Raw genomic sequence first — 23,479 nt, forward strand, 5'->3', positions numbered from 1 at the left:
CTGTGCTGGCGGGAGTGCCTGAATCGGCGGGAGTGCCTGAATCAGCGGGAGAGCCTGGAGGGGCTTGGGGTCAGAGGGTGCGGCTCCGCGGCATCAGGCGCACCGGGGGGAGCGGCGGCGCGGGGATGCGCTGGTCGTGCCCCTCGACGACGCCGAACCGGGGGGATGCGGCCTCCCAGTCCTCGCGGGCGGCGGCGATCTCGTCGTGGGAGCGCCCGGCGAAGTTCCACCACATGACGATCTCGTCCTCGAACGGCTCACCCCCGAGGAGGAACAGCAAGCCGCCCTCACTGCTGGTCACCTCGACGTCGTCGCGGGAATCGCCGAGGTAGAGCATGTCGTTGCGGGTCATCGCGTGCTCCGGGACGGCGGCGTCGCCCTCGACGAGGAGCAGCGCGTGCTCCCACTCCGGCCGCAGCGGCAGGCGCACCGTGGTCCCGGCGGGCACGACGATCTCCGCCCCGACGATCGGCGTGTGCACGGTCGCCGGCGAGTGCACGCCCGCGAACTCGCCGAGCACGACCGTGGCCGTGGCGTCCGATCCGGTCGCGGCCGGGAGGGTCGTCGTCGGCAGGTCGGTGTGCCGCTCGAAGCCGCCGTCCCCGTGGCGCGCGGGCTCCGGGAGCGCGACCCAGAACTGCAGCGCGTCGAGCGGAACGGGGCCGTCGCCCACGGAGTACTCCGAGTGCGAGATGCCGTTGCCCGCGGTCATGAGGTTGAGCTGACCGCGCCGGAGGTCGGCATCGCTGCCCAGCGAATCGCGGTGCCGGATCTCGCCGACCAGCGGCCAGGTCACCGTCTGCAGACCGATGTGCGGATGCGGCTCGACGCGCATCCGGGTCTCGGCCGGGCCGAACCGGTCGAGGAAGCACCAAGCGCCGATGGTGGGGAGGTTGCGATGCGGCAGCACCCGCAGCACCTCCATGCCGCGCACGCCGCCGAGCGGCACCGCCCGGGGTTCGAGGACGAGGCGGCGCTGCCCGATCATTCCGCCCTGCCCGTGGGGTCCTCGTCCGCGCCGGCCGACTCCTTCTGCACCGGGGCGTCCGCCGTCGAGCCCGAGCGCTGCGGCCAACGGATCTCCGCGCCGGGCACCTCGTGCGTCTGGAGGTACTTCGCGATGTACGGGCACAGCGGCACGATCGCGTCGCCCGTCGACGCCACGTCGGTCAGCGCCGCCGCGGCGAGCTTCCCCGCCAGGCCCTGGCCCTGGAAGGCCGGGTCGATCTCGGTGTGCAGGAAGCGGATCGCGCCGGGGCGGGTATCGAACTCGGCGAACCCGGCCAGCACGTCATCGGAACGGATCTCGTAGCGGGAGGCCTCGTCGTTGCGGGTCACGGTGATGTCGGTCATCGGATGCTCCTTCCGGCGTCTGGAACCAACCTACGCCCGGGATCGAGGGTGCGGGCCTGTGGACGTCGCCGTGCCGCTGTCCGTCGGGGTGATTACGCTGGAGGGATGCCGCAGACTCCCCGTGATCCGTACGACGGATGGATCCCCGAGCCGGACGCGGCATCCGACCAGCCCTGGGACGACGGGTGGGAGCCGACCGAGCCGCCGGAGCCGATGGACTGGGAGCCGCAGGGCGCGGGCTTCGAGCCGCCCCTCGACTGGGGTCCGGGTCCGACGACCGCGGTGACCACCGCGCCGGCCGTCCGCCGCGCCACGCCCAGCCGGTATGCGACGGCCCGCGAGGCACTGCACACCGTGTTCGGCTACGACGACTTCCGCGGCGACCAGGCGGCCATCGTCGAGCAGGTCATCGGCGGCGGCGACGCCGTCGTCCTGATGCCCACCGGCGGCGGCAAGAGCATCACATACCAGGTGCCCGCGCTCGTGCGCGAAGGCACCGGACTCGTCATCAGCCCCCTCATCGCGCTCATGCACGACCAGGTCGACGCGCTGCGCGCCAACGGTGTGAAGGCTGCGTACCTCAACTCCACCCAGTCGATCGAGGAGCGCCGCGAGGTCGAGCGCGCCTATGTCGCCGGAGAGCTCGACCTCATCTACGTCGCCCCGGAGCGGCTGTCGAGCGCGCAGACCACCTCCCTCCTGCAGCGCGGCACGCTCAGTGTCATCGCCATCGACGAGGCCCACTGCGTGTCGCAGTGGGGTCATGACTTCCGGCCCGACTACCTCGCGCTCGGCGACCTGGGCGAGCGGTTCCCCGGCGTCCCGCGCATGGCCCTGACCGCCACCGCGACGCGGGCCACGCACAAGGAGCTCACCGAGCGCCTGCACCTCGACGCGGCGAAGCACTTCGTGGCGAGCTTCGACCGCCCGAACATCCAGTACCGGATCGTCCCGAAGGTCGATCCCCGCAAGCAGCTCGTGCAGTTCATCCGGTCGCAGCCGGAGGGGGCGGCGGGCATCGTCTATGCGCTCAGCCGCAAGTCCGTCGAGCAGACGGCGACCTATCTCGCCGCGCAGGGTCTCGACGCGCTGCCGTACCACGCCGGTCTGCCCGCCGAGGTGCGGGCGGCGAACCAGTCGCGCTTCCTCCGCGAGGACGGCGTCGTGATGGTGGCGACCATCGCGTTCGGCATGGGCATCGACAAGCCCGACGTGCGCTTCGTCGCCCACATCGATCTGCCGAAGTCCGTCGAGGGGTACTACCAGGAGACCGGGCGCGCCGGCCGCGACGGTGAGCCGTCCGTGGCATGGATGGCGTACGGGCTCGGCGACGTCGTGCAGCAGCGCCGACTGATCGATCAGAGTCCCGGCGACCGCACGTTCAAGATGCGCATGGGGCAGCACCTCGATGCGATGCTCGCGCTGTGCGAGACGGTGGAGTGCCGCCGGCAGAACCTCCTCGGGTACTTCGGTCAGGACTCGCAGCCCTGCGGCAACTGCGACACGTGCCTCGACGACACGGCGACCTTCGACGGGCTCGTCCCCGCGCAGAAACTGCTGTCCACGATCGTGCGGCTGAAGCGGGAGCGGAATCAGGCCTTCGGTGCGGGCCACCTCATCGACATCCTCCGCGGAGCCTCGACCGAGCGCATCCGCCAGCAGCGGCACGACGCCCTCGCGACCTACGGCATCGGCGCCGACCTCTCCGACCAGGACTGGCGGAGCGTGGTGCGCCAGCTCCTCGCCCGGGGCATCCTCGTCGCGCAGGGCGACTACGGCACGCTCGCACCCGGGGAGGCCGCAGCCGGGGTGCTGCGCGGCGAGACCGCGGTACCACTCCGGAAAGACACGATCGGACGCCCGTCGTCGCCGTCCCGTGCCCGGAAGGCGAGTGCCGCCGACGCCCTCGACGCCGGAGACCGGGAGCTGTTCGAGGCGCTGCGGGCCTGGCGCGCCGAGACCGCCAGGGAACAGGGCGTCCCGGCGTACATCGTCTTCGGCGACGCCACGCTCCGTGCGCTGGCGGAGCATCGGCCGACCTCGCACGCCGACCTCGACGGCATCACCGGCATCGGTGCGAAGAAGCGCGAGGCCTACGGCGACGGCGTCCTCGCCGTCATCGCCGCCTCCTGACCCCGAACCACCCCCTTCCGCGCGAGCCACCCCTTTGCGGACGCTCGCAGGGGGCCGGGATGCACGGAACGGGGTGGGTCGACGGAGCTCCGAAGGGGGAACCTGTCGCGAGCCGACAAGGACGGGCGCAGACGGGGCGACCAGACGTTGGAGGATGCGGACAGGGGACTTCGTGCGGTTTTGTCGCACACCTACCATGAGAGGCATCCACTTTCGTCTCTCCGAGAGGAACGCTCATGGTCGACGCCGCCGTCCGCCCTTCGACGACACCTGACCCGCGCGAGAGCGCGACCGCCCCGCGGATCGATGTCGCCCGCCTGAACGACGCCCTCATGGGCACCTGGGGCGACGTACGCCGCCAGGCCCGCGAAATGATCAAGGACTCCGCGTTCTGGCGGAAGGACGAGCTCGGCAAGGACGACCACCGCGAGCGCGTGCTCAGCCAGCTCCACCTCCTGGTCGACAACAAGGCCGTGCACCGGGCGTTCCCGAAGCGCTTCGGCGGCGAGGAGAACAACGGCGGCAACATCGCCGGGTTCGAAGAGCTCGTGGCCGCCGACCCGAGCCTGCAGATCAAGTCGGGCGTGCAGTGGGGGCTGTTCGGCTCCGCGATCCTGCAGCTCGGCACGAAGGAGCACCACGACAGGTGGCTCCCCGGTGTCATGGACCTGTCGATCCCCGGCGCGTTCGCGATGACCGAGATCGGGCACGGCTCCGACGTCGCCGCGGTCGGCACCACCGCCACCTACGACCCGGAGACGGAGGAGTTCGTCATCCACACGCCGTTCCGGGGAGCTGTGAAGGAGTACCTCGGCAACGCGGCACTGCACGGCATCGCGGCGACGGTCTTCGCGCAGCTCATCACGAACGGCGTCAACCACGGCGTGCACTGCTTCTACGTGCCCCTGCGCGGCGAGGACGGCGTGGATCTGCCGGGCATCGGTCGCGAGGACGACGGTCTCAAGGGCGGACTGAACGGCATCGACAACGGCCGTCTCTCCTTCGACCAGGTGCGCATCCCGCGCACGAACCTGCTGAACCGCTACGGCGACGTCGCCCCGGACGGCACCTACTCCAGCGCGATCGACAGCCCCGGCCGCCGCTTCTTCACGATGCTCGGCACCCTCGTGCAGGGACGCGTCTCGCTCGACGGCGCCGCCTCCTGGGCCTCCGCGCTCGGCCTGCACATCGCGATCACCTACGCCACGCAGCGTCGCCAGTTCGACGGGGCGGACGGGCAGGAGGTCGTGCTGATGGACTACGGCAAGCACCAGCGCCGTCTGCTCCCGCGCCTGGCCACGACGTACGCGCAGATCTTCGCGCACGACGAGTTCCTGCAGAAGTTCGACGGCGTCTTCTCCGGCCGCACCGACACCCCGGACGACCGGGAGGATCTGGAGACGCTCGCGGCCGCGCTCAAGCCGCTGTCGACCTGGCACGCGCTCGACACCCTGCAGGAGGCCCGCGAGGCGTGCGGCGGCGCCGGCTTCATGTTCGAGAACCGGCTCGTCGGACTCCGCGCCGACCTCGACATCTACGTCACGTTCGAAGGCGACAACAACGTCCTGCTCCAGCTCGTCGGCAAGCGGCTGCTGACCGACTACGCGAAGCAGTTCCAGGGCAAGGACGCCGCGGCCCTCGCGCGCTACGCCGTGGGGATGACCGCCGGCAAGCTGTTCCACGGCGCAGGGCTCCGTCAGCTCGGCCAGGCGGTGACCGACTTCGGTCAGGTCGCCCGGTCGGTGGAGCGCGGACTGCGCGAGGAGCAGCAGCACGACCTCCTCGCGGGCCGCGTGCAGCAGATGGTCGCCGACATCGCGACCCGGCTGCGCGCCGCCGGCAAGGACAAGGTGCTCGGGGCGCGACTGTTCAACGAGAACCAGGCCGAGCTCATCGAGGCGGCCAGGGCGCACGGCGAGCTGCTGCAGTGGGAGGCCTTCACCGACGCCGTCCATGCGATGGACGATGCCGAGACGAAGAAGGTCATGACCTGGCTGCGCGACCTCTTCGGTCTGCAGCTCATCGAGAAGCACCTGGCCTGGCACCTCATCCACGGGCGGCTCTCCACGCAGCGGGCGGCGGCGGTGTCGAGCTACATCGATCGGCTGTGCGCGCGGCTGCGTCCGTACGCCCTCGACCTCGTGGACGCGTTCGGCTACGAGCCCGAGCACGTGCGGGCTCCCATCGCGAGCGGTGCGGAGAAGCAGCGGCAGGATGAGGCCCGCGCGTACTACGCCGACCTCGAGGCCACCGGTCAGGCTCCCGTCCTGGAGAAGACCCTCAAGCGGCAGAAGCGCTGAGCCGTCGGCCCGGGCTGTGTAGACGGCCCGGGCCCTCCGGACAGCGGATTCATCGGCGCGGGCGGATAGTCTCGGCGAGTACCGACCCGAGGAGCATCATGTCGACCGTCACCGCCTACGCCGCCCCCGCCGAAGCCGCCCCGCTCGAGAAGACCGTCATCGAGCGCCGGGAGCTGGGCCCGCACGACATCCTCATCGACATCGCCTTCGCCGGCATCTGCCACTCCGACATCCACACCGTGCGCGGAGACTGGGGTCCGCAGCAGTACCCGCTCGCCCCGGGACACGAGATCACCGGAACGGTCGCCGCGGTGGGGTCCGAGGTCACGAAGCACGCCCTCGGCGACCGCGTCGGCGTCGGCTGCCTGGTGAACTCGTGCCGGGAGTGCGTGTACTGCCTCCGCGGCGACGAGCAGTTCTGCACGCGGGGCGCCGTCGGCACCTACGGAGCGGTCGACCGCGACGGCACGATCACCCAGGGCGGCTACTCCGAGCAGGTCGTCGTCACCGAGGACTTCGTGCTGCGGATCCCGGACGCCCTGCCTCTCGACGCGGCGGCTCCGCTGCTGTGCGCGGGCATCACCACGTACTCGCCGCTGCGGCATTGGAAGGTCGGCCCCGGCACGCGCGTCGCGGTGGTCGGACTCGGCGGCCTCGGTCACATGGGCGTGCAGATCGCACATGCCCTCGGCGCGGAGGTGACCGTGCTGTCGCAGACGCTCGCGAAGCAGGACGACAGCCTCCGCCTCGGCGCCGACCGCTACTTCGCGACGGGCGACCGCGACACCTTCCGCGACCTGCGGGGCTCCTTCGACGTGATCCTCAACACCGTGAGCGCCGTCATCGACCTCCGCTCCTACCTCGGTCTGCTCGACGTGGACGGCACCATCGTGTGCGTCGGTGCTCCCGCGGAGGCCCTCGCCCTGAACGCGGGGTCGCTGATCGCCGGACGACGCTCCATCGCCGGCTCGAACATCGGGGGCATTCGGGAGACCCAGGAGATGCTCGACTTCTGCGCGGAGCACGGCATCACGGCGCAGATCGAGGTCATCCCCGCCTCGGCCATCAACGACGCGTACGAGCGCGTGCTCGCGTCCGACGTCCGCTACCGCTTCGTCATCGACGCCGCCACCTTCGCCGACTGACCCCGCCCCCGTCCCGGCCCGGGTCCGTCCGCTCCGTCCCCGCCTTACCCGGTGCCGGATCAAAATCGCGCCCCCGGTGCCTGCCTGAGGAGCGATTTCCGTCCCGCTCCCATCCCGCTCGCGCTCCCGTCCGGTGCGGGAGCAAAAGCGCACCTCTGCTGCCCGCATCAGGCGCGATTTCCGTCCCGCGACCGGGGAGCCCCTTGGCGCGGGACGGAAAGTCCCCGGGTGAGTGCCGCGTCGGTGCTGTTCTGATCCCGCGCTGGCCTTGGGCGGGCGTGCGCGGAGGACGAGCTGAGGGAGCGGAACCGGGTGCACCCTGCCACGGCGTTCCGCTCCGGGACGGGTAAGGCGCCGGAGCGACCCGGTGGAGGCGTCTTTCTGATCCGTCTCGGAGGACCCGGGTCCGCGCTGAAGAAGGCGCCCCTGCGGCGAGCTGCCTCCGCTGTCGGTGTGGGATCGGAACGGTGCCGGGGTCCGCTTCGGAGGGCCTGTTTCGATCCCGCGCCGCAGGTGCGCGGCGTGGCGGGATGCGAACGGTGCCGGAGTTCCGTGTCGGGGGGTCGGTTTTGATCTCGCGTCGCAGGTGCGGGTGCGGGTGCGGGATGGGAAAGGTGCCGCGGATCTGCCTCGAAGGGCCCTTTTCGATCCCCCGTCGGAGGTGTGTGTCCTGGCGGGACGGAAAACGGGCGTGGGGAGGCGAGGAGAGGGGCGGAAGTGAACTCGCACCGAGGGACGAGGACGGGGGTGTCGGTGGGGGTGGATACGGTGAGGGGATGACTTCCCTCCTCACGGGGCCCGACTCCCGCGCGCGCTGCGCCTGGGTCGGCGACGACGCAGAATATCGCCGCTACCACGACGAAGAGTGGGGGACGCCGCTGCACGGGGACCGCGCGCTGTTCGAGAAGATGGCGCTCGAGGGGTTCCAGGCAGGGCTCTCCTGGATCACGATCCTGCGCAAGCGCCCGCGGTTCCGCGAGGTGTTCGCGGGGTTCGTGCCGGAGGCCGTGGCGGCATTCGACGACGCGGACCTGGAACGCCTCATGGGCGACCCCGGCATCATCCGCAACCGCGCCAAGATCCTCGCGACGATCGGCAACGCCCGGATCGTGGAGTCGATGGCGGACGGGGAGCTCGATGCCCTGATGTGGTCCTTCGCCCCGCCGGCGACCGGAGCACGGCCACGTGAGTTCGCCGACGTCCCCGCGGTCACGCCGGAGTCGACCGCGCTGAGCAAGGAACTGCGGCGCCGCGGTTTCCGCTTCGTCGGGCCGACGACGATGTACGCCCTCATGCAGTCCGCGGGCATGGTGGACGACCACATCGCGGGGTGCTGGAAGGCCTGACGCCTCGACGAAGAAGAGCACGGGGCCATACGCCGTCGCCCGATATACTCGGCACATCGGGGGATCCCCCGGCGCACGACGCCGGGTGGCTGCAGGCGCGCGGTCTCCCATCAGACCGTGAGGAGCAGGAGTGGCAACGCGCATGGCAGCGACACCGCCGACGCTGGCGGGGTACAGCTACGTGCGTCCGCTCGGGTCCGGCGGTTTCGCCGACGTGTTCCTCTATGAACAGGACATGCCGCGCCGCGTCGTCGCCGTCAAGGTCCTGCTCGCGGATGCGGTGAACCCCGAGGTGCTGCAGACCTTCAACGTGGAAGCCGACATCTCCGCGCGGCTGAGTGCCCACCCCTCGATCGTCACGATCTACCAGGCGTCCATCTCGGCGGACGGGCGGCCGTACTTCGCGATGGAGTACTGCCCCGACACGATGAGCGCGCGCTACAAGAAGGCCCCGCTCCCGCTCGCGGAGGTGCTCGACATCGGCGTCCGCATGGCCGGCGCTCTGGAGACCGTGCACCGGGCCGGTCTGCTGCACCGCGACATCAAGCCGTCGAACGTGCTCATCAACTCGCTCGGCGCGCCCGTGCTGGCCGACTTCGGCATCGCCGCCGCCGTCATGGAGGAGGGCGAGGGCGAGACCATCGCGATGTCCGTGCCCTGGAGCTCCCCCGAGGTGTTGCAGGAGCGCGTGTCCGGATCCATCCCCAGCGAGGTCTGGAGCCTCGGCGCGACGCTCTACACGCTCCTCGCCGGCCGCAGTCCGTTCGAACGCGCCGACCGCGGCTCGAACTCCCGCGATCAGCTCACCGACCGCATCATCAAGGCGCGCTACACCGCGGTGCCCGTCCCCGGCATCCCGCCGATCATCGACGACATCTTCGCGAGCGCCATGCACCGCGACCCCGCGAAGCGGCCGGCGAGCATGGCGGAGTTCGCGGAGAAGCTGCGCTGGGCGCAGTATGAGCTCGGCATCTCGCCGACGGCCTTCGAGGCGGCGTCGTCGGAGTGGGCCGCGGCCGCTCCGGTGAACTTCGGGGATACCGCCGTCCGCGGACCGGTCATCACGACGGTCGCACCGGACTCGCGTCGGGCCGCCCGCGCCGCTCAGGCCCAGGCCGCTCCGCGCGAACGCGACGACATCCCCGCAGGCCCCCGCGGCCGCAGCCGTTCGCCGCTGATGGTCGGCGTCGTCGGAGCGGCGATCGGGGCCGCCGCCATCGCGGGCATCGGCACCGCCGTTCTGTTCCTCACCGGGATCCTGTGATGGCCGCAGGGAACCGCAGTCGCGCCGAGGTCGCGAGCCCGTCTCGGGGGCGGCTGATCGCGCTGGTCTCCGGGATCCTCGCGCTCGTGGTCGTCGTGGCGCTCGCGGTGACGGCGCAGGGGTATCAGTCCCAGGAGGTGCCGCGACTCGAGCCCTCGGTCTGGGTCATGCGCGACAGCGGGCAGTATGCCCGCGTGAACACCGAGCTCGCCGAGATCGACACGGTCCGCGACGTCGACGACCCCGAGGCGGTCTGGCAGAGCGGTTCCAGCACCGTGCTGTTCGCGCAGGGGAACCGGCAGCGATGGGACGTCGACCCGGCCAGCCCGGCCGATCTGCTCTCGGACAGCTCGGACGAGGGGACGCCGCTCGCCTCGCAGCCCACGCCCGCCGGCACGCGCGACGTGCTCTCCGCGGGAGCCTATGTGGCGTATCGCACCGACACCGGCCAAGTGTCCGTGTCGACCCTGGCCACGGGGGCGGGGACGGCCCCGGTCGATCCCTTCGCCGAGGTCGAGGTCGAGGAGGGCGAGGAGCCGCCGGCCTACACCGCGGATGCGATCGGGCTCTCGCCGGACGGGCTGCTCGTGCTCTACTCGGCGGACGAGGGGGCCGTGCGCCGGTTCGACATCGACGAGCACCGGTTCCTCGGGGACGAGTCCCCCGTGGCCGATGCGCCGGAAGCGGGAGAGGGGCTGGCGATCGCCGTCGTCGGCGAGCGCTGGGCGATGCTGCAGCCGAGCTCGGGCGCGCTGTGGCTCTCCGGACGCGATGAGGCGGTCACCCTCGACGTCGCCGAGGACGCACGCCTGCAGCGCGGTGCCGCCGAGGGCGACGCGGTGCTGGTCGCCGACTCGGACGGCCTCGTCTCCGTGGACCTCGCGTCGGGAGAGGCCGAGCGGGTGGCCGAGGCCTCCGGCGTCCCCGCCGCACCGGTCACGGTGCGCGGGGAGACCTACGCGGCGTGGCTCGACAGCGGCAGCGGAACCCTCTGGAGCGCGGGGGAGACCACCCCGCTGCAGGTTCCGGACGAGACGCTCGACGCGGCCGCCATCGATCCGGTCTTCCAGGGCAACGGCGACCGTGCGGTGCTGGTCGAGAAGGGCACCGGTCTCATCTGGACCGCGCCGGAGGGCGTGCTGATCCCTCTCGAGCAATGGAAGATCGAAGACGACACGGAGCAGCAGGAGGGCACGATCGTCGTCGAGGACGTGGCGGAGCAGCTGCCGCCGGTCGCCGTCGACGACGCGTTCGGCGTGCGGGCCGGGGAGCAGGTCATCCTCCCCGTGCTCTTCAACGATCACGATCCGAACAAGAAGGACGTCCTCACGATCGACCCGGACTCGGTCGCCTCCGGCCTGAGCGACCCCGACTTCGGGGATCTGTCGCTCGTGGCGAACGGTCAATCCCTGGTCGTGAACGTGAAGGCGGGCTCCGGGCAGACGAGCTTCACCTATGCCGTGACCGACGGCGCCGCCGTGTCGCCCCCGGCGACCGTGACCCTCACGGTGGTCGATCCCGGGGTCAACTCCGCCCCGGTGTGGTGCGGGGTCGACGCCTGCACTCAGGAATGGCCGACACCGCAGATCCTCGCCGGCGGGAGCACGATCGTCTCGGCGCTCTCCGGATGGGTCGACCCCGAGGGCGATGCGTTCGTCCTGAGCGACGCGTACGAGACGGACTCCTCGTCCCCGGTGATGGTGGCCCCGATGGCCGACGGTCGGGTCGCGATCCGGCACACCGACCCCAATGCCGCGGACGCCGTGATCTCGGTCACGGTCGTCGTGCAGGACGTGCACGGGGCGACGGCGGAGAAGACCATCGAGGTCCAGGTCAGCGGGAGTCCGGCGCTGCAGGCGTCGGCCGTCGCGGTGACCGCGCGCGTGGGCGAGCGGCAATCCCTGCGCATCTCCGACCACCTGTCCGGAGGGTCGGGGTCGTATCGCCTCGTCGATGCCGTGCAGACCGCCGCGACGGCCCAGGGCTTCGAGGTCACCCCGAACGTGGCCTCGGGCACCGTCGATCTGACCGCCGCCGAGCCGGGCCAGTACGTGGTCACCTACACCGCGCAGGACGTCACAACCCAGGCCGAGCAGTCCGCGGTCATCCGGATCACCGCTGTCGACGGCTCCGCGGCGCTCGCGATGGCACCGCTGACGGCGTTCGTCCGCGAGGGCGAGGACACGACCGTCGATGTCCTCGGCGCGGTGCAGAACACCAGCGGACGGGTGCTGCTGCTGTCCGACGCCGTGAGCTCGACGCCGCAGCTCAACGTGCGCGTGGTCGGCAGCGAGAGCCTGCGGGTCAACGGCACGACCGAGGACGGCGAGCCCGGCCTGATCGGCAAGGCCACCGTCACGGTGGCGGACGGCGCGGGCGGGGCCGTGCAGGGGACGGTCAGCGTGTTCCTCACTCCGCCGTCGACGGTCACCCGGCCGATCGTCTTCCCGGACGCGGTGACGGTGCGAGCCGGTTCGCTCACGCGCATCGACGTGGCGGCCAACGATGTCGCACCCCGCGGGGAGCCGCTCCTCGTGCTCCCCGAGGTGACCGGATCGGGCGAGCCGGACGAGCTCGTGTTCGCCGACCGCAACGCGCTCCGCTATCTGGCGCCGAAGACTCCCGGCACGTACCGGCTGACCTACTCCGTCTCCCTCGAACGGAATCCCACGCTGTCGGACGACGGCGTCGTGACGGTCACGGTCGTGCCCCCGGGCACGAACCGTGCCCCCACGCCGACGCCGCTCACCGGTCGCGTCCTCAGCGGCCAGACGGTCTCGATCCCGGTGCCGACGACCGGGATGGACGGCGACGGGGACCGCGTGGTGCTGTCCGGCATCGAGCAGCCGAAGAAGGGCGGAGGCACCGCCACCATCTCGGCGAACGGCGAGGCCATCGTGTACCGCGCGCCGGCCGGAGGCGTCGACGGCGGCCAGGTCTCGTTCCGCTACAGCGTTCGTGATCCGCAGGGCGAGGAGGGGAGCGCGGCGGTGCGCATCGGCGTCCTCGATGCGGACGTCGACGACGCCGCCCCGGTGACCTTCAGTGATTACGTCCGCGTGGAGGCGGGATCGCGCACGCCGGTCGTGCTGGATCCGCGCTCGAACGATCTCGACCCGGCGCAGAGCGAGCTCGAGATCACCGAGCTCGTGCCGAACGCGCCGCCCGTCAAGGGGAACCCGCTGTACGACCGGCTCAACGCGCTGATCGACTCCGACACCTCGCTGAAGGACGGCCGGGTCGTGCTGCGTGCCGGCGAGACCGCCGGCACCAATTCGTACTTCTACACGGTGAAGTCGTCGCGCACGGGGAGCACGGCGCAGGGCCTCATCGTGGTGACCGTCACCGACGGCACCGTCGCGGACCAGCCGGTCATCGCGGACACCGTGCTCACCGCGCGCGACCGCGACGACTTCGCCGAACGCGGCATCGATGTCGTGACCGACCGGGTCCGCTGGCCCTCCGGCGACGTCGGCTCGCTGCGGCTGCGCCTGTGGGGCGAGCAGCCGGGCTACTCGGTGCAGGGGAACCGCATCGTGGGCACCGCGCCGAAGGAGGGCGCTCTGGTGCCCTTCCAGCTCACCGGGACGGCAGCGAACGGACGCGACGTCGTCGCCTACGGATTCCTGCGCATACCGGCGTTCGACGACATGCAGGTGCAGCTCGTCCCCGGCGCGACGCCGGTCGTCGTGGACGAGGATGCGGCCGTCTCCTTCCCCGTGCAGGACTACGCCGATCTCCCGTCGTCCGATGCGATCGAGATCGGCACCGGGTCCTTCACCGCCCAGCGGGCTGCCGCGTCGTGCGCGGCCGACGGTCCGCGCGAGGCGGAGTACCGGGCCGGCCGCGAGGCGCCCTGGTCGGACACCTGCCTGATCCCGGTGCGCCTGGAGGGGCAGAAGCGCTGGTCGTACCTCGACGTGCCCATCAGCGTCCGCCCCGCCGAGCCGCAGCTGCTGCTCTCCTCGATCTCGCACACGATCGCCCCCGGAGCGACGGAGAGCGTCGATCTCTACGCCAACATGGCCGCGTGGGAAGGCGGCAGGGAGGGCAATGCGTCCTCCCTCGAGTACCGCATCGTCTACTCCGGATCGGCGTTCCTCGTCACCCAGAGCGGGGGGAAGCTGACGATCGAGGCGCGTGCGGATGCGCGACCCGGCAACACCGAGAACGTCAGCGTCACCGTGCCGCAGTACGGGCAGCCGTCGGCGTCCGTCCGCCTCGTCGTCGGCGCGGCCCCGCCGGACGCCCCGCGCGGAGCGACCTTCACCAAGCAGTGCGTCGTCACGAGCGCCAACTGCTCGATCGACGTGGTCGACGTCGCCGGGGAGTACGACCCCTTCGAGGGGAAGCCGGGATCCGGACTGCGCCTGATGTCGCTCGGTGCCGGCGCGCGCTGCGACGTGGCCTCGGTCTCGACGTCGGGCGCCAAGACCATCACGGCGACCTGGCCCGGCGGCGGGCAGGCTCCCGGCGGACAGTGCGTGATCCCGTTCGTCGTGTCGGACGCGCAGGGGCGCACCGGGACCGGCACGCTGACCCTCGACCTCCAGGGGTTCCCGCAGGCCCCCGCGAGCGTCACGACGGTCGGCTTCACCCGCACGACCGTCGCTCTGGAGGTGCCGCTCGGCGAGGCGGGACGCGCGCACCCCGCGGTCTCCGGTGTGACGATCCTCCAGGACGGCGCTCCGGCGAACGCGTCCTGCAGCCCCGCCGGCGCTGTCTACCGGTGCACGGTCAACGGGCTGACGAACGGCGCCCCGCACACGTTCACCGCCGCGGCCGTCAACGCCGTCGGTACCTCGGCCGCGACGTCCCCGCACACCAGCTGGGCATACGCCGCCCCGGTCGTGGCGAACGCGACGGCCACGCCGGAGTACCGACCGGACGTCTCCGACCGCGGGCGCGGTGCCGTCCGTCTCTCGATCGACGCCGCGGACGACGCCGTGGCGTTCCGGATCGAGGAGACGGGCGAGGTCATCAACCGCACGGGGGCGACCACCGCCGCCGACATCGCGCTGTCGCCGGGACCGCAGACCCTGACGATCGTTCCGATCAGCCAGTTCCAGCCGCCGACCGGCGGCGGTAACGAAGGTGGCGGGTTCCGCACCTCGGTGACGGTCGCCGGCTCGGTGTACTTCGATCCTGGTCAGACTCAGGCGCACGCGGTGTCCAACACCGCGGTGAACGTGTCGGGCATCGCCGCCCAGGCCAACGGCAGCGCGCGGGGCGTTCGTGTGACATATCTGGCGTGGCGGTCGGGCAACGCCAGCTGCACGGCGAACGGGGACGGCACCCTTTCGGTGTCCGGCGGCGAGGTGCAGTCGGATTCGCCCTCGCTTCAGGGACTGGCCCCGTACCAGCTGTACTACGTCAAGGCGTGCGCATCCAACGGCTATGGCGTGGCCGAGTCGGCGACGACGACCGTCTTCACGTTCACGTTCGTCGACGGCCCGGGCGGCGACACGACCTACACGGTCGCGAAGGATGCCCGCCGCGACGGGAACCGCTACGACTACGGCCTGGCCTCGCCCCCGCGCATCGACGTGGAGAACGGCTTCGTGCCGAAGTACTACATGTACGGATCGTGGCGCGATGATTTCGCACTGTCTCCGGACTCGTCGCCCGGGCAGGTCCGTGCGCGCGCCTGCCACGCCACCCAGAGCGGTTCCTGCTCCGGCGAGGTGAACATCACCGCGACGACCGCGCCGACCGTCGTCACCGCCGTGTTCCAGTCCTGCATGCCCGCCGTCGAGGCGGACGTCGTGAGAGTGTCCAGCGCCGCCCGCGGCTCGTACACTCTCGTGGCCACGCCCCTGGTCGATAACCCCGGCACCTTCGACGTGACCATCACGTGGACCGGGGCCTTCGCCACCCTGACCCCCATCACGCATCGCGTCACGGGCCTGTGCCCCTGACCGCCGAGCACACCGACACGAATACTCTTTCCCTATGCCAGCCACCGCAGCAGCCCCCGTCACCCTCGCTCCCGAGCAGGCCTCCTGGTTCGCCGAGACGTTCTCGATCCTCACCGGCAACATCGAGCAGGCGATCCTCGGCAAGCGCCACGTGGTCGAACTCGTGCTCGCCACCGCCGTCAGCGGCGGCCACGTCCTCCTGGAGGACTATCCGGGAACCGGCAAGACGGCGCTCGCCCGCGCCGTCGCCCAGACGGTCAACGGGACCAGCAGCCGCATCCAGTTCACCCCGGACCTCCTTCCGGGCGACGTGACCGGCATCACGGTCTACGACCAGAAGGAGGGCACGTTCGAGTTCCACGCGGGGCCCGTCTTCGCGAACATCGTGCTCGCCGACGAGATCAACCGGGCGAGCCCGAAGACCCAGTCCGCGCTGCTCGAGGTCATGGAGGAGGGGACGGTCACGGTCGACGGCGTCACCCGGTCCGTCGGCTCCCCGTTCCTCGTGATGGCGACGCAGAACCCCATCGAGCAGGGCGGCACCTACCGGCTGCCGGAGGCGCAGCTCGACCGCTTCATGATCAAGACCTCGATCGGCTACCCCGACGAGGCGGCGACGATGCGCATCCTGCAGGGCGCCGGCCGGCCGAAGACGGTGCTCGACGGCATCGTCGACACCGACACGATCCTGACGATGGCCGAGATGTCGCGGGGGGTCTACGTGAACCCGCTGGTGTCGGACTACATCATGCGCATCGTCGATGCCACGCGGCGCGCGTCCGAGGTCCGTCTCGGTGCCAGTGTGCGCGGGGCCCTGGCCCTGTCGCGCCTGGTGATGACGTGGGCGGCGAAGAACGGACGCACGTTCGTGACGCCCGACGACGTGCGCGAACTCGCCGTCGTCGCCCTCGCGCACCGTCTCGTGCTCGAACCGGAGGCCGAGTTCGACGGGGTGACGGCCGTGGCCGTGATCGGACAGATCCTCCTCGACGTCGAGCCTCCGCGCGAGAACGGCACTGCGTGACCTTCAGCACCGAATCCCGCCTGACGCGGACGACCGCCGGCACGAGCACGTCGACGCGGACCTCCACCGTCACGCGTTACGACCGCACGCGCCGCGGTCCCGTGCGCGGCGCGGTCTTCGGCGCGCGTCGCGTCGCCCGCTCCGTGGGGCGTGCGACGAGAGCCACGGTCGGCTGGGTCCGGGAGACGGTCACCACGGCGGGCATGCTCGTCGCCGTCGCGGTGGTGCTCGGCGTGCTCGCCGGGCTGCTGTTCGGCTGGGTGGAGGCCTGGGCGGTCGCCACGATCGCGCTCGTGCTGCTGGTGGCCTGTGTGCCGTTCATCCTCGGTGCCCACGACTACCGGATCGATCTCGTGCTCGACCGCGACCGCGTCGTCGCGGGTGCCGAGATCGGTGCGACGCTCGACGTCCGCAACAACGGCGAGCGCCTCTCGCTCCCCGGCGTCGTGGACGTGCCGGTGGGGGAGGGCCTCGTCGAGGCGCACGTGCCGCTGCTCCGACCGGGCGCACACCACCGCGAGGAGCTGACGATCGCCGCGCACCGCCGCGGCGTCATCGATGTCGGCCCCATGACCATCACCCGCGGCGACCCGATCGGCATCCTCCGCCGAGAACTGCGCTGGCCGGACGTGCAGCGCATCCACGTGCATCCGGTGACCGTGCGGCTCCCCAGCACCAGCGCGGGCCTGATCCGCGACCTCGAGGGCACGCCGAGTACCACCCTCGTGGACGCCGACCTCTCCTTCCACGCCGTGCGGGAGTACGTCGTCGGCGACTCGCCGCGCCACATCCACTGGAAGTCGACGGCGAAGACGGGCACCCTCATGGTGCGGCAGTACGAGGAGTCCCGGCACGCGCGCATCGCCGTGATCCTCGACCTCGACCCCGAGTCCTACGCGAGCGACGACGAGTTCGAGACCACCGTCAGCGCGGCCGCGTCCCTGGCGCTGCAGGGCGTGCGGGACGGCAGGGACGTGCTCTTCTCGGTGAGCAACGAGATCCCGGAACACGGCCGTGCGGAGGTGCTGTCGATCCGCACTCTGCCCACGGTCACCCCCAAGGCGCTCCTCGACGCGACCTCCACGATCGATCAGGCGGCACGGGTGATGCGGCTCGAGGCTGTCGCGGCCCTCACCGCGCAGTCGTATCCGGACCTCTCGATCGGCTTCCTGCTGACCGGCTCGCTCCTGCCGCTCGAGCGTCTGCGCCACGCGGCGGTGAAGCTCCCGGCGGCCGTGGAGGCGGTAGCGGTGCGCAGCGAGCTCGGCGCGCAGCCGACGATGCGGACGGCCAGGGAGCTCGCGGTGATGACCCTCGGCGCGCTCGGCGACCTCCCGCAGATGCTCGCTCGCGGAGCCCTGCGATGAACGCGGCCGGCCCGAAGCGCGGGCGGGCCCGTCGTGGCCTCCTGCCCTCGGCTCTGACCCTCTGGTCGCTGGGGTACGTGCTGGTCGGCGTGCTCCTCGCCACGGCGGCCGCCTGGCCGGTCTACGAAGCGCCCCGGGCGCTCGCGGTCGGGATCGTCGGCGGCCTCCTCGGCATGGCGGTCGCGGTGGTCGCGCGCATCCTGCGCTGGGGGACCCTGGTCGCCGCGCTCGCCGCGGCCGGCGTGTACCTGGTGGTCGCGGTGCCGCTGGCCGTCCCCTCCGCGCTCACCTCCGTTCCCGCATTCCTCGGCGGCGTGCGGGATGCGGTGCTCGGGGTCGTGCTCGGCTGGAAGCAGATGCTCACGCTGAACCCGCCGCTGGGCGAGTACCAGGCGGTCCTCATCCCCTTCCTCGTCGTGATGCTGTTCGGCTCGTTCGTCGCCACCCTCTTCGTCTGGGGCGGCAAACGGGCGGTGGCCGCCGTCCCCGTGGTCGTGGCCATGAGCGTCTTCGGCATCGCGTTCGGTGTGAGCGGCACGTCCTCTCCGGTATCGGTGGCCGGGGTCGAGCTCCCCGCCCCCCGGGAATGGCTGATCGGCGTCGCCGTCTTCGTGGTCTCCCTCGTCTGGCTCGTCGGACGCACGCGGCTGCAGCGTGCCGCCGCCCTGCGCAGCGTGGCGGCGGCGAACATCTCCCGCCGCGCGACCCCCGCCTGGCTCACCGTGCGCCGGCACCTCCTCTCCGCGGGCCTGGCCGTGATCGCCCTGGCTGCGGGCTTCGCGATCGCTCCCGCGGCGGCCGGCTGGTCGGACCGCTCCGTGCTCCGCGACGAGATCGAGCCCATGGTGGTGGTGCAGGAGCAGCCGAGCCCGCTCAGCTCGTATCGATCCTGGTTCGCCGGCGGCATGCTGGACACACCGGTCGTGCAGCTGGAGGGCGATCCCGGTGCCGTGGATCGCCTCCGTCTGGTCACCCTCGACGCCTACGACGGCGAGGACTTCCACATCGACGCCGACGACCGCTTCAGCCGCCTGCCCCGCTCTGCCCTCCCCGGCTCCGGCCGGGTGACGATGGAGATCACGATCGGCGAGGGGTACCGCGGGATCTGGGTCCCGTCGCCGGCCGGCCTCGCGGAGGCACCCGCCTTCTCCGGGGAGCGGGCGGACGCGCTCGCCGACGGTTTCCACGTGAACGCCGACGGCGACACCGCGATCACCGTCGCCGACGCCCCGGGCGGCGGGGAGGGGCTCATACCCGGGGATCGCTACGCCGTGCTCATCGATGCGCCGGAGAACCCGGGTGACCTCACGGCTCTCCAGGGTGGCCGCTCGACCCTCGACACCGATCGGTACCCGGCACTCGTCGAGTGGGCCGAGATGCAGGAGCAGCCGCGGACCGGCGCCGGCTACCTCGAGGTGATCGATCGCCTGCGGTCCCGCGGCTATCTCAGCCACGCGCTGCTGGAAGACGAAGCGGCCGCCGGCTGGATCGCCGCTCTGCAGCAGTCCGAGGGGTATGCCTTCGCACCCAGCTATGCCGGACACTCCGCTGCCCGCATCGAGGAGCTCTTCACCGCGCTGAGCGAGCAGGAGCGGCGGGCTGGTGCCGACGCGAAGCCGGAGATGCTCGTGTCGGCGGTGGGCGACGACGAGCAGTTCTCCGTGGCTGCGGCGCTCCTCGCGCAGCATTGGGGCCTGGAGTCCCGGGTGGTGATGGGCGCGCGCCTCGCCGGCGCGGACGAGGTCCCGGGGATCCCCGCCTGCGGCGACGTGTGCACCGGCGCGAACATGAGCGCGTGGGTCGAGGTGCGGAGCTCGGGCGGAGAGTGGATCCCCGTCGACACCACGCCGCAGTACGCGATGCTGCCGAGCACCCTCACCGAGGGCGAGCAGCTGCCGGAGCATCCCACCGTCCCCGAGCAGCCGCGGTCCGAAGCGCTGGACCCGCCGCAGGCACAGAGCGACGCGAACAACGACGCGCCTCCGCTCGAGGAGCCGGCGTCGGAGGTCCTCGCCGTCCTGCTGCCGATCCTGAAGGGGGTCGGTCTCGGCCTCCTCGCCCTTCTGCTGCTCGCCCTGCCCTTCCTCGTGCTCCTGACCGCGAAGAGCAGGCGGGCATACGCGCGCCGCACCGCAGCAGATCCGGAAGTCCGTCTGGCGGGCGCCTGGGAGGAGCTCGCCGACGTCTACGCCGACCACGACGTGCCCATGGTCCGGACCGGTACCCGAACCCAGCGCGCACAGTCGAGTGGTCGTGCGGCCGCGCAGCGGCTGGCGGCTCTCGTGGACCGCGCCGTGTTCGCCGAGCATCCGCCGACGCCCGAGGACGCGGCGGCCGCGTGGACCATCGTGGAGGCAGAGCGGGCAGAACTCGCGACGACGGGGACACGGTGGCAGCGCCTGCGCGCCCGCATCCGGCCGACCTCGTTCGTCGCCAGGACGCGGTCGCTGCGCCTGCGCGGCTTCGGTGCACGACCCATGCTCGGTACGCTCGGATGGACCGGTTCACTGGATGACCGGAAGAAGGGGAACTCATGACCGCGCCCGCGGACTCCGGCCTGGCAGCGATGCTCGCCATCATCGGCGGACTCGGCCTGCTCGTCGGCCTCGCCGTCTACGTCTGGTATGCGTTCGCGCTCTCGCGCCTGTTCCCCCGCATCGACGGGGAAGGCTGGAAGGGCTGGGTCCCCGTCCTCAACGAGGCCGAGATCCTCGCGCGCGGGGGAGTGCCCGCCTGGTCGGTGGTGTTCTACTTCATCCCGATCGTGCAGCTCTACGGGCTGTACCTCAAAGTCGTCGCGACCCACCGCATCAACCGCCGCTTCGGGCGGAGCGCGGGAATGACCGTGCTCGCCATCCTCCTGCCGCCGGTGTGGGCGACCGTCCTCGCGTGGGGCCCGGCCCCCTATCCCGAGGGGGACCGACTCGCGGCGCTCCAGCCGGGACCGCGGCGCAGCGCACCGCCGCCCGCGGCCCCCGCGCGGGACGCCTCGGGATACACGATCCCCTCTCTCGCTCCTGCCGGGACCGGATCGTCGGAGACGCCGTCCCTCATCTTCCCGGACTATGCTGCGCCGCCCGCGGGCGCAGCGACCCCCACCCCGCCACCGGCAGCCACGCCGACCGCGGGTGTGCCGCAGGGTGAGCCCGCGGCACCGAGGTCGTTCGCTCCGCCGTCGTTCGCTCCGCCCGCTCCGTCGCCCTCGACGCCGTCTCCGTCGTTCGCGCCGCCGGCGCCGCCCGCGCCGTCTCCCGCGGCTGCTTCCGTTCCGCCGGCTGCCTCGATTCCGCCTGCTGCCCCCGTCCCGACGGCTGCTCCGGTTCCGCCAGCGGCGCCTGTGCTTCCGCCCGCGGCCGCTCCGACACCACCGCCCCCGACCGCACAGCCGACGCCGTCCGCTCCCGCGCAGCCGACCACCGGCATCATGGCCGCGATGGGCGACGTGCCGCCGGCCGCGTCGCAACCCGGTCCGGCTCCCGCTCCCGCGGACCCTTTGCCGGACGAGGAGCCCGCTGCAGCCGCGCCCGCGCCGGAGGCGAACCGCGTCGTCCGGCCCGTGCCGCCTTCGTTCCGCGACGGCGCTCCGTCCGATGCTCCGCAGATGCCTACGATCCGCCCCGTTCCGTCGGTGACGGCTGCGGCACCCGCGGGGGAGCAGAGCACCCCGGCACCCGCCGCCGCGACACCGGCCGCCGCAGCCGCCCCGGGCGGGCTCGTGCCCGATGTCGACAAGACCGTGGTGACGCCGCGTCCGACCGACGACGACCTCGACGCCACCGTGGTGGTCGCCCGCAAGCGCGGGGTGCGGCGCGTCCTCGTGCTGGACGACGGTCGTCGGTTCTCGCTGTCCGGCGCGAGTGTCGTGATCGGCCGCAACCCCACGGGGGAGCCGGGCGAGCAGCGGCTGGCCATCCCCGACACCACGCGTACGCTGTCGAAGACCCACGCCCGTCTGGTGGTGCAGGAGGACGAGTGGCGTCTGACCGACCTGCACGCCACCAACGGCGTCGTGGTCGTCGCCGACGACGGCTCGGAGACGCTCCTGGACGCCGGGGAGAGCGTGGTCGGCACCGGCCGGTTCATCCTGGGCGAAGTGGGCATGCACGTCGTCGCGGAGCGCGATTCGTGACCGTGGAGTCCGTCGTCCTCCGGGCCGCCGCGCTGACCGACACCGGGCTCACGCGGACGGCCAACGAGGACGCGGTACTCGACGCGCGTCCGGTCTTCCTGGTCGCCGACGGCATGGGCGGGCACGACGCGGGTGATCGCGCCAGCGCGGCCGTCGTCGCCGCCTTCGAGCCGTTGCGAGGGCGGGCGGTCGATGTCGGTGACATCAGCGACGCGCTCAGCCGTGCCGCGGCCGCGGTCGAGGACATCGCCGCCGCGCACACCCGCGGCGCAGGCAGCACCGTGACGGGCGTGGCCCTCGTGGAGCACGAGGGGGCGCCGCACTGGCTCGTCTTCAACGTGGGGGACTCCCGGGTCTACCGGCACCACGGCACCGAGTTGGCGCAGCTCACCATCGACCACTCCCTCGGACAGGAGCTCGTCGACGCCGGGGAGCTCCGCCCCGAAGACCTGGCCTCGTTCTCGCGCCGCAACGTCATCACCCGTGCGGTCGGGGCTCCGGACAGCACGGCGGACAGCTGGCTGCTCCCCGTCGTCGACGGCGAGCGGCTCCTGCTGTGCTCCGACGGACTCACCGGCGAGGTGAGCGACGAAGCCATCCGCGCGACGCTGACCATGAACGGCCGCCCGGAGACCGCGGCGGCGGCCCTCGTCCGCCGCGCGCTGCAGGGCGGAGGACGAGACAACATCTCGGTCCTGGTGATCGATGTCGTCTCCGGCGGCGCACGCACGCGTCCCGACGAGGCGACGGGCGGACGGGCCGCGGTGTCCGCGCTCACCGACTCGATGCTCGAGGGCACAACGGTCCCGGTGCGAGCGCGATGAGCGGCGACGAGGCCGAGGAGACCGTCATCCTGACGCGGCGGGATCGCCGGCGTGCCGGAGCGGCCGCGGACCCGGTGCCCCCGGCGGCCGATGACACATCGTCCGCCGTCGACGAGGCCACCATCGTGGTTGCTCGCGCGACGACGGCTCCGGCTCCCGACCGGACCGACGATGCCGCGGAGGATGCGCCCGAAGGTGCCGTCGCCGATGAGCCGCTCGATGCCGGGTCCGAGGACGCCGTGGGCGAGGCCATCGATGACGCGACCGTGGTCGTCGATCGCTCCGGGCCTCCGGCGGCCGACGCCCCCGAGGACGCCACCGTGGCGGTCGCGCGTGCTGCTCGACGCCTGCGGCGGAAGAAGGGTGCCTCCGCAGAGGGAGACGGCACCGCACCCCCGGCTGCCGCGCCGCGGTTCCGCGTCGATTCCTTCGCCGCCCCGGACGGCGCACCGGCTCCTGCGATCTACAAGCCCCGGCCGGCACCGCGCACTCCCGTCGCTCCGCCCGTCGTTGTCGGGGCGGCCGCTCCCACGCGCGTGGTGGAGCCCGGGCTGCCGTCCGTCGCCAAGCAGGCGCAGCGGTGGAGCATCATCACCCTTGCTGCGACCGTCGGCGCGAGCGTCGTGTCGGTCGTCGGTCTCGTCGCGCTCGGCTTCGTCGTCTTCGGCTGAGGAGG

At 71.9% G+C, this 23,479-nt stretch carries 14 protein-coding genes; 12 read left to right on the plus strand and 2 right to left on the minus strand.

The features are described 5' to 3' along the window. Positions 1-70: 70 nt before the first annotated feature. Positions 71-988 carry a pirin family protein gene (locus AUV07_RS08305; protein WP_062635348.1) on the minus strand — a complete coding sequence of 306 codons (918 nt, stop codon included), beginning with the start codon at positions 986-988 and terminating at the stop codon, positions 71-73. Beyond that, a complete protein-coding gene (locus AUV07_RS08310; RefSeq protein WP_062635350.1) occupies positions 985-1,353 on the minus strand; it encodes a GNAT family N-acetyltransferase in 369 nt (122 codons plus the stop codon). The genes AUV07_RS08305 and AUV07_RS08310 overlap by 4 nt, the downstream gene beginning before the upstream one ends. A gap of 105 nt (positions 1,354-1,458) precedes the next feature. On the opposite strand from AUV07_RS08310, the gene recQ reads away from it, so the two are divergent. The 12 genes from recQ to AUV07_RS08370 all read left to right on the plus strand — a co-directional run bounded on the left by recQ (position 1,459) and on the right by AUV07_RS08370 (position 23,474). Beyond that, entirely contained in the window at positions 1,459-3,486 is a 2,028-nt protein-coding gene (gene recQ / locus AUV07_RS08315) for a DNA helicase RecQ (protein ID WP_062635353.1), read from the plus strand. Positions 3,487-3,722: 236 nt separating this feature from the next. Beyond that, complete coding sequence (locus AUV07_RS08320; RefSeq protein WP_062635354.1) at positions 3,723-5,786, plus strand: acyl-CoA dehydrogenase family protein; 2,064 nt, start codon at positions 3,723-3,725, stop codon at positions 5,784-5,786. Positions 5,787-5,884: 98 nt separating this feature from the next. Further along, a complete protein-coding gene (locus AUV07_RS08325; protein ID WP_062635356.1) occupies positions 5,885-6,931 on the plus strand; it encodes an NAD(P)-dependent alcohol dehydrogenase in 1,047 nt (348 codons plus the stop codon). 776 nt (positions 6,932-7,707) lie between these two features. Next, entirely contained in the window at positions 7,708-8,277 is a 570-nt protein-coding gene (locus AUV07_RS08330) for a DNA-3-methyladenine glycosylase I (RefSeq protein ID WP_062635358.1), read from the plus strand. Between the two features lie 130 nt (positions 8,278-8,407). Continuing rightward, the gene (locus tag AUV07_RS08335; RefSeq protein WP_231868224.1) at positions 8,408-9,541 is read left to right on the plus strand and encodes a serine/threonine-protein kinase; all 1,134 of its coding nucleotides are present in this window, start codon (positions 8,408-8,410) and stop codon (positions 9,539-9,541) included. Next, entirely contained in the window at positions 9,541-15,459 is a 5,919-nt protein-coding gene (locus AUV07_RS08340; RefSeq protein ID WP_062635362.1) for an Ig-like domain-containing protein, read from the plus strand. Before AUV07_RS08335 ends, AUV07_RS08340 begins: the two co-directional genes overlap by 1 nt. Before the next feature lie 34 nt (positions 15,460-15,493). Then, complete coding sequence (locus AUV07_RS08345) at positions 15,494-16,483, plus strand: AAA family ATPase (protein WP_062635364.1); 990 nt, start codon at positions 15,494-15,496, stop codon at positions 16,481-16,483. After that, positions 16,480-17,850: a DUF58 domain-containing protein gene (locus tag AUV07_RS08350; RefSeq protein WP_062635366.1), complete on the plus strand. Its 1,371-nt coding sequence runs from the start codon at positions 16,480-16,482 to the stop codon at positions 17,848-17,850. The genes AUV07_RS08345 and AUV07_RS08350 overlap by 4 nt, the downstream gene beginning before the upstream one ends. Further along, positions 17,847-20,387 (plus strand): transglutaminase-like domain-containing protein, encoded by a 2,541-nt coding sequence (locus AUV07_RS08355; RefSeq protein WP_062635368.1) that lies wholly within the window; start codon positions 17,847-17,849, stop codon positions 20,385-20,387. The genes AUV07_RS08350 and AUV07_RS08355 overlap by 4 nt, the downstream gene beginning before the upstream one ends. Continuing rightward, positions 20,384-21,979 carry a DUF5684 domain-containing protein gene (locus AUV07_RS18110; RefSeq protein WP_062635377.1) on the plus strand — a complete coding sequence of 532 codons (1,596 nt, stop codon included), beginning with the start codon at positions 20,384-20,386 and terminating at the stop codon, positions 21,977-21,979. The genes AUV07_RS08355 and AUV07_RS18110 overlap by 4 nt, the downstream gene beginning before the upstream one ends. Next, the gene (locus AUV07_RS08365) at positions 21,976-22,803 is read left to right on the plus strand and encodes a PP2C family protein-serine/threonine phosphatase (RefSeq protein ID WP_062635379.1); all 828 of its coding nucleotides are present in this window, start codon (positions 21,976-21,978) and stop codon (positions 22,801-22,803) included. Before AUV07_RS18110 ends, AUV07_RS08365 begins: the two co-directional genes overlap by 4 nt. Continuing rightward, positions 22,800-23,474: a hypothetical protein gene (locus AUV07_RS08370; RefSeq protein WP_062635380.1), complete on the plus strand. Its 675-nt coding sequence runs from the start codon at positions 22,800-22,802 to the stop codon at positions 23,472-23,474. The genes AUV07_RS08365 and AUV07_RS08370 overlap by 4 nt, the downstream gene beginning before the upstream one ends. The last annotated feature ends 5 nt before the right edge of the window (positions 23,475-23,479 follow it).

It is taken from the genome of Microbacterium sp. CH1 (assembly GCF_001595495.1).
In the GTDB taxonomy this organism is placed as follows: Bacteria; Actinomycetota; Actinomycetes; order Actinomycetales; family Microbacteriaceae; genus Microbacterium.

Bases quoted from the DNA above. Each gene is read 5' to 3' on its own strand.
- AUV07_RS08305 (WP_062635348.1), bottom strand. From the start codon at position 988: ATGATCGGGCAGCGCCGCCTCGTCCTCGAACCCCGGGCGGTGCCGCTC.
- AUV07_RS08310 (WP_062635350.1), bottom strand. From the start codon at position 1,353: ATGACCGACATCACCGTGACCCGCAACGACGAGGCCTCCCGCTACGAG.
- recQ (WP_062635353.1), top strand. From the start codon at position 1,459: ATGCCGCAGACTCCCCGTGATCCGTACGACGGATGGATCCCCGAGCCG.
- AUV07_RS08320 (WP_062635354.1), top strand. From the start codon at position 3,723: ATGGTCGACGCCGCCGTCCGCCCTTCGACGACACCTGACCCGCGCGAG.
- AUV07_RS08325 (WP_062635356.1), top strand. From the start codon at position 5,885: ATGTCGACCGTCACCGCCTACGCCGCCCCCGCCGAAGCCGCCCCGCTC.
- AUV07_RS08330 (WP_062635358.1), top strand. From the start codon at position 7,708: ATGACTTCCCTCCTCACGGGGCCCGACTCCCGCGCGCGCTGCGCCTGG.
- AUV07_RS08340 (WP_062635362.1), top strand. From the start codon at position 9,541: ATGGCCGCAGGGAACCGCAGTCGCGCCGAGGTCGCGAGCCCGTCTCGG.
- AUV07_RS08345 (WP_062635364.1), top strand. From the start codon at position 15,494: ATGCCAGCCACCGCAGCAGCCCCCGTCACCCTCGCTCCCGAGCAGGCC.
- AUV07_RS08355 (WP_062635368.1), top strand. From the start codon at position 17,847: ATGAACGCGGCCGGCCCGAAGCGCGGGCGGGCCCGTCGTGGCCTCCTG.
- AUV07_RS18110 (WP_062635377.1), top strand. From the start codon at position 20,384: ATGACCGCGCCCGCGGACTCCGGCCTGGCAGCGATGCTCGCCATCATC.
- AUV07_RS08370 (WP_062635380.1), top strand. From the start codon at position 22,800: ATGAGCGGCGACGAGGCCGAGGAGACCGTCATCCTGACGCGGCGGGAT.